This window comes from Massilia horti (genome assembly GCF_004614195.1).
GTDB lineage: Bacteria > Pseudomonadota > Gammaproteobacteria > Burkholderiales > Burkholderiaceae_D > Telluria > Telluria horti.
The window spans coordinates 1-6,823 of the sequence record NZ_SPUM01000089.1 but is presented as its reverse complement, the minus strand read 5'-3'; the positions used below and the strand labels follow the sequence as shown (position 1 = coordinate 6,823).

Sequence of the window (6,823 nt, the reverse complement as noted above, 5' to 3'; positions counted from 1 at the left end):
CGGCCAGCAGCAGGCGGTTCGGGATGCGGCGGGCGGCGAGGTCATTGACGGCGGCGCTGACCACCAGCAGCATCAGGGCGAGGTCAAGATAGGACTGGACAGGCATGGCTCACTCCCATAAAAGGCCGCTTGCGCAACCAGCGCCCGGCGGGCGCGGCTTATGCCCAGAGCGACTTGAATTGATCTTTGACATACGCATACGTGGCCAACAACTTGTCGCCGAGGACGATCGCGGCGGCCACCATGGCCGCGCCGACCAGGCCGGCGATCAGGCCATACTCGATGGCGGTCACCCCGTTCTCGTCAACCATGAAGGCTTGGACTGCGGATTTGATCTTGCTCATTAGAAACTCCCGTGGTGGTGAGTTGAAGGACACAACCGGCACGCTACTGCAGTGGCTTGGCGGCTCGGCTGGACTGCCGCGTCAAGGTCGCATCCACCCGGTGCCGGCCCGGGTACGCGATGCGGCGCGCGGCGAGGCCTTTGAGGCCGGCGCTGACCACCAGCAGCATCAGGGCCAGGTCAAGACAGGACTGGACAGGCATGGCTCACTCCCATAGAAAAAGCCCCCCGGGCGCGGGCGCGCTCGGAGGGCCCGGCTAACGATTAGCTCGGGGAGGCGGGGGCGGCAGGCCCGGACTTCATTTGCCCTGTGACATACTCAAACACGGCCTTGATCTTGAGGCCGAGGGCGTCGGCCGCGGTGACCATGGCCACGCCGACCAGAGAGGCGATCAGGCCATACTCGATGGCGGTCACACCGTTCTCGTCATCGATGAAGGCCTTGACTGCAGATGCGATCTTGCTCATAACAAACTCCATATGGTGAGTTAAGGGACAAACCTGACGCGCTACTGCGGTGGCTTGGCGGTATGACTGCCCCGTCACTTCTTCGCGTCAGTAGGTTCACTGTAATAGATGTTGCCCAAGGACAACTTGACTGAGGGCAAGGTTTCCATGTGGCATTATTTTGTTGCTGAAAACTTTGCGCTGGATCGAACGCCCTCGTAGTCGGCCGCGCCGGGTCCGGCTAGAATCAAGATGTTGCGAAAAAGAGCACCGCTTGACAGCAATGTAAGCAACGGTCCGATCACCTATCTGAAAGCGATATGGATTGCCTGTTGAAACACATGGTCGACATGACCGGCCACCGCGATCACCACATGCTCGACCTGTCGGTCAGCGCCGCGGTCCAGGAGCTGGCCGCGGCGGCCCGGGTACGCGTGCTGACGCTGGCCAGTAGCGGCGGCAAGCAGTTGCTGCGCCCGCGCGCCGTGATCGGCGCCGGCGGCCAGGCGCGCCTGGAAGAGCCGTATGAGGGCGCGGCCGGCGAACCCCTGGCCGCACTGCCCGAACTGCAGGCCTGCCTGGCCGCGCGCGCCGCCAGCGCCGCCAGGCCAGGCCCGGACGGCGGCGGCATCCTGTGGCTGCCGCTGTGGATCGGCGAGCGCGCCGACACCTGCCTGGAGATCACCCACCCGGCGCCGCTGCTTGACGCCACCATGCACACCATCGCCGGCGTGGTCAGCGTCTACCGCAACTTCCAGAACCTGCTCGACTACAGCGAGCGCGACTCGCTCACGGGCCTGCTCAACCGCAAGACCTTCGACGACCAGCTGGCACGCATGCTGCAGTCCACGGACGCGCCCGAGCCGTCGCTGCCGGACCGGCCGGAGCGGCGCCAGCCCCATGCCGACCAGCGCCAATGGCTGGCGGTGATCGACGTCGACCACTTCAAGCGCGTCAACGACCGCTTCGGCCACCTGTACGGGGACGAGGTGCTGATCCTGATCGCCAACCTGCTGCAGTCGTCGTTTCGCGCCCACGACCGCGTGTTCCGCTTCGGCGGCGAGGAATTCGTGGTGCTGCTGCGCTCCTCCACGCTGGAGAACGCGTGGAAGATCATCGAGCGCTTCCGTACCAGTGTCGAGGCGCACCACTTCCCCCAGGTCGGCCAGGTCACGGTCAGCGTCGGCTTCGTCGCCCTGTCCGCGAGCGAGCCGCCGGTGGCCATCCTCGGCCACGCCGACCAGGCGCTGTACTACGCCAAGGCCAACGGCCGCAACCGCGCCTGCCACTACGAGCAGCTGGTGGCCGAGGGACTGCTGCAGGCGGCCGCCTCCAACGACACCGTCGAGTTCTTCTAGCCGCGCGAGCTGCCGCCCGCGGCGCGGCCGGACTAAAATAAACGTTTTGAAACAAACGTGTCCGGCCCCCATGGAACTGCGCCAGCTCCGCTACTTCGTTGCGATCGTCGACCACGGCTCGCTCTCGCGCGCCGCGCTGGTGCTGCACGTGGCGCAGCCGGCCCTGACCCAGCAGCTGCGCGCGCTGGAGGAGGAGCTGGGCGCGAGGCTCCTGCACCGCTCTGCCCAGGGCGTGCTGAGCACCGACGCCGGCAAGGTGTTCTACGAGCACGCGCAGGCCATCCTCAAGCAGGTGGCCGATGCGCGGGCGGCGGTCACGCAATCGGCCGACCGGCCATCCGGCGGCGTCACGCTCGGACTGCCGCACAGCATTTCGGGCGCGCTCGCGCTGCCGCTGCTGCGCGCCGCGCGCGCCGCCTATCCCGAAATCACCCTGCAGCTGACCGAGGAAATCTCCGGCAACCTCACCGAGCAGCTCAAGTCGGGCCGGCTCAACCTGGCGGTGCTGTTCGACGATGCCCCGCGCGAGCATTTCGCCGCCACCGCGCTGGTCGAGGAAGACCTGATGTTCGTCTGCCGCGCCGGGTCCAGCCTGGCGCCGCCGGATGCCGGGGTCAGCCTGGCGCAGGCGCTGGACGCGCCGCTGATCCTGCCGGCCCAGCAGCAAGGGGTGCGCCCGCTGATCGAGCAGGCCGCGCGCCGCGCCGGGCTGGTCCTGGAGAACGTCATCGAAATCAACTCGATCGCGATCCTCAAGTCGGCGCTGCTGGCCGACATGGGCGCGACCCTGCTGCCGGTCGCGCCCTTGCAAGAGGAGATCGCAAGCGGCGCGCTGGCGGCCTGGCCGCTCTTGGAACCGGGGCTGGCGCGCCGCGTCACGCTGTGCTCGTCGCGTAACATCCCGTTGACCAATGCCGCGGCCGCGATCGGCAAGCTGGTGCGCCAGGTCACCGAAGAACTGTGCGCCGCCGGCACCTGGCGCGGCGCCCGGCTGATCGCCGCCTAGCCCGCCTGCGCGCGGGTGGCGCGGGCAGCCATCAGTTTTTCTTATACCCCCATCCGCAAACCCTATTTGCCGCTGCCCGGCGATGCTCCTACACTCGCACGCGAATGGCGCTGCCAACCAGCACGCCCGGTCGCCACCGCGGCCACCCGCCCCCGCCAGCCACGCGCCCACCCGGCGCCACAACCGGCGGGAGACACCCTGAATTGATCGATTTGGAGTTCGCCATGCCAGCCCCCACGACGCCGCAGCCTGCCTGCGCGCACGACGCCGCGTCACGCCTGACCACCGTCACCCTCGACGACAAGTACACCGCCACCTCCGGTAATATCTTCCTGTCGGGTATCCAGGCGCTGGTGCGCCTGCCCATGATCCAGCGCCAGCGCGACCTGGCCGCCGGCCTGAACACCGCCGGCTTCGTCTCCGGCTACCGTGGTTCGCCCTTGGGCGGCCTGGACGACAACCTGTGGCAGGCCAAGCCGCACCTGGAAGCCAACAACGTCAAGTTCGTGCCGGGCGTGAACGAAGACCTGGCCGCCACCGCCGTCTGGGGCACCCAGACCGTCGACCTGATCGGCCCCGCCAAGTACGACGGCGTGTTCGCGATGTGGTACGCCAAGGGCCCGGGCGTGGACCGCTGCGGCGACGTGTTCAAGCACATGAACCACGCCGGCACCGCGAAAAACGGCGGCGTGCTGCTGGTGGCCGGCGACGACCATGGCGCCTACTCCTCGACCCTGCCGCACCAGTCCGACCACATCTTCGCGGCCTGCATGATCCCGGTGCTCTACCCCTGCAACGTGCAGGAATACCTGGACCTGGGCGTTCACGGCTGGGCCATGTCGCGCTTTTCCGGCTGCGCGGTCGCGTTCAAGGCGCTGGCCGACACCGTCGAATCGAGCGCCTCGGTCGACGCCGACCCGCTGCGCGTTCAAGTCAAGCTGCCGCGCGACTTCACCGTCCCCGAGGGCGGCCTGAACACCCGGCTCTCGTCCGAACCGCTCGGCCTGCAGGCGCGCAAGCAGGAAGCGCTGATGCAGGACTATAAGATCTACGCGGCGCTGGCCTATGCCCGCGAAAACAAGCTCAATCGCACCACCATCGACAGCGCCAACGCCAGGCTTGGCATCATCGCCTCCGGCAAGTCCTACGTGGACGTGCTCGAGGCGCTGGAAGAACTGGGCATCGACGAGGCGATGGCGGCCAAGGTCGGCCTGCGCCTATTCAAGGTGGCGATGATCTGGCCGCTGGAACCGGAAGGCGTGCGCGAATTCGCGCAGGGCCTGGACGAAATCCTGGTGGTCGAGGAAAAGCGCCAGGTCGTCGAATACCAGCTCAAGGAACAGCTGTACAACTGGCGCGACGACGTGCGCCCGCGCGTGATCGGCAAGTTCGACGAAAAGGGCGAATGGGTTGCGCCGCGCGGCGAATGGCTGCTGCCGTCCAAGGCCGACTTCTCGGTAGCCCAGGTGGCGCGCGTGATCGCCCGCCGCCTGGCCCGGCTCGACCTGGACGCCACCACCCGCGACCAGATCAAGGCGCGCCTGGCATTCCTCGACGCCAAGGACGCGGTCCTGCAAAAGGCCGTGGCCACCCCGTTCCGCCCCGCCTTCTACTGCTCCGGCTGCCCGCACAACAGCTCGACCAAGGTGCCCGACGGCTCGTTCGCGCTGGCCGGCATCGGCTGCCACGTGATGGCCACCTCGATCTACCCGGAGATGAACAAGCTCACCACCCACATGGGCGGCGAAGGCGCGCCGTGGATCGGCCAGGCCGCGTTCTCGCAGGTGCCGCACGTGTTCCAGAACCTGGGCGACGGCACCTACTTCCACTCGGGCTACCTGGCGATCCGCGCCGCCGTCGCGGCCGGCGTCAACATCACCTACAAGATCCTGTACAACGACGCGGTCGCGATGACCGGCGGCCAGCCGGTCGACGGCACCACCTCGGTGCCGCTGATCGCCCAGCAGATGGCGGCCGAAGGCATCAAGCGCATCGCGCTGGTGACCGAAGACCTGTCGCGCTACGACGGCCGCGACGGCCTGCCGGAACTGGTGACGCTGCACGACCGCAAGCAGATGGACGACGTGCAGCGCGAGCTGCGCGAGCTGCCGGGGGTGTCGGTCCTGATCTACGACCAGACCTGCGCCGCCGAAAAGCGCCGCCGCCGCAAGAAGAAGCAGTTCCCCGATCCGGACAAGCGCATGGTCATCAACGAGGCCGTGTGCGAAGGCTGCGGCGACTGCGGCGTGCAGTCCAACTGCGTCTCGATCCTGCCGAAGGAAACCGAATTCGGGCGCAAGCGCGCCATCGACCAGTCGGCCTGCAACAAGGACTACTCGTGCGCCAAGGGCTTCTGCCCCAGCTTCGTCACGGTCGAAGGCGGCACGCTCAAGAAGAGCCGCGCCGGCACCGCCAAGGACACCATCGACGCCTGGGGCGAGCTGCCGCAGCCGGTGCTGCCCGCGTGCGACGCGCCGTACAACATCCTGATCAACGGCATCGGCGGCACCGGCGTGATCACGGTCGGCGCCCTGATGGGCATGGCCGCCCACCTCGAAGGCAAGGGCGCGTCGGTGCTGGACATGACCGGCATGAGCCAGAAGAACGGCTCGGTCACCTCGCACGTGAAGATCGCCGCCAGCCCGGCGCGCCTGCGCGCGCAGCGCATCGCCACCGGCGAAGCGGACCTGATCCTCGGCTGCGACATGCTCACCGCCGGCGCCGCCGACGCGATCTCCAAGGTTAAGCCGGGCCGCACCACGGCCATCGTCAACCTGCACGAGCAGCCGACCGGCACTTTTGCCCAGGACCGCGACTGGCAGTTCCCGGCCGCGCAGGTGCGTTCGCTGATCGTCGAGGCGGCCGGCGGCGAGCAGGCGGTCGACTTTTTTGATGCGACCAAGCTGGCCACCGCCCTGATGGGCGATTCGATCGCCGCCAACCTGTTCATGCTCGGCTACGCCTGGCAGAAGGGCCGCATTCCTTTGAGCGAAGCGGCGCTGCTGCGCGCGATCGAACTGAACGGGGTCGCGGTCGCCGCCAACAAGACCAGCTTCCTGTGGGGCCGCCGCGCGGCGCTGGACATGAAGCGCGTCGAAAAGCTGGCGCTGCCCACGCAGGCGGTGGTGGTGCAGATGCCGCAGTCGCTGGACGCCATCATCAACAAGCGCGTCGAATTCCTGACCGGCTACCAGGACCGCGCCTACGCGGCCGTCTACGAAGAGCTGGTGGCGCGCGTGCGCGCTGCGGAAAGCGCCCAGGGCCTGGGCACCAGGCTGTCGAGCGCGGTGGCCAAGTCCTACTTCAAGCTGATGGCCTACAAGGACGAGTACGAAGTGGCGCGCCTGTACACGGACGGGCGCTTCGTGGAGCAGCTCAAGACCCAGTTCGAAGGCGACTTCAAGCTCAGCTTCCACTTGGCGCCGCCGCTGTTTGCCAAGAAGGATGCGCAGGGCCGGCTGGTAAAGGCCCAGTATGGCTCGTGGATGTGGAGCGCGTTCAAGCTGCTGGCCAAGTTCAAGGGCCTGCGCGGCGGCATGTTCGACGTGTTCGGCCACACCGCCGAGCGCCGCATGGAACGCGCCCTGATCGGCGAATACCGATTGATGATCGAGTCCTTGCTGTCCACTCTTTCTGCCGAGAACCACGACACGGCGGTCGAGCTGGCCA

The 6,823-nt window shown here is 67.5% G+C and carries 6 protein-coding genes; 3 read left to right on the top strand and 3 right to left on the bottom strand.

Going from position 1 to position 6,823, the window contains the following annotated elements; genetic code table 11:
• Positions 1–158 precede the first annotated feature (158 nt).
• From E4O92_RS13425 to E4O92_RS13420, 3 genes are all read right to left on the bottom strand, one after another.
• Entirely contained in the window at positions 159–344 is a 186-nt protein-coding gene (locus E4O92_RS13425; protein ID WP_206076866.1) for a Flp family type IVb pilin, read from the bottom strand.
• A 43-nt stretch (positions 345–387) separates the two neighbouring features.
• On the bottom strand, positions 388–546 hold the full coding sequence (locus E4O92_RS24835; protein WP_167759782.1) for a hypothetical protein: 159 nt from the start codon (positions 544–546) through the stop codon (positions 388–390).
• Positions 547–607: 61 nt separating this feature from the next.
• The gene (locus E4O92_RS13420) at positions 608–811 is read right to left on the bottom strand and encodes a Flp family type IVb pilin (RefSeq protein WP_135190259.1); all 204 of its coding nucleotides are present in this window, start codon (positions 809–811) and stop codon (positions 608–610) included.
• Positions 812–1,131: 320 nt separating this feature from the next.
• On the opposite strand from E4O92_RS13420, the gene E4O92_RS13415 reads away from it, so the two are divergent.
• From E4O92_RS13415 to E4O92_RS13405, 3 genes are all read left to right on the top strand, one after another.
• Positions 1,132–2,148, top strand: coding sequence for a GGDEF domain-containing protein (locus tag E4O92_RS13415; RefSeq protein WP_229483342.1), 1,017 nt, complete (start codon positions 1,132–1,134; stop codon positions 2,146–2,148).
• Positions 2,149–2,218: 70 nt separating this feature from the next.
• Complete coding sequence (locus tag E4O92_RS13410) at positions 2,219–3,154, top strand: LysR substrate-binding domain-containing protein (RefSeq protein WP_135190257.1); 936 nt, start codon at positions 2,219–2,221, stop codon at positions 3,152–3,154.
• A gap of 224 nt (positions 3,155–3,378) precedes the next feature.
• On the top strand, positions 3,379–6,823 hold a 3,445-nt coding region (locus E4O92_RS13405), incomplete at its 3' end, for an indolepyruvate ferredoxin oxidoreductase family protein (protein WP_135190256.1).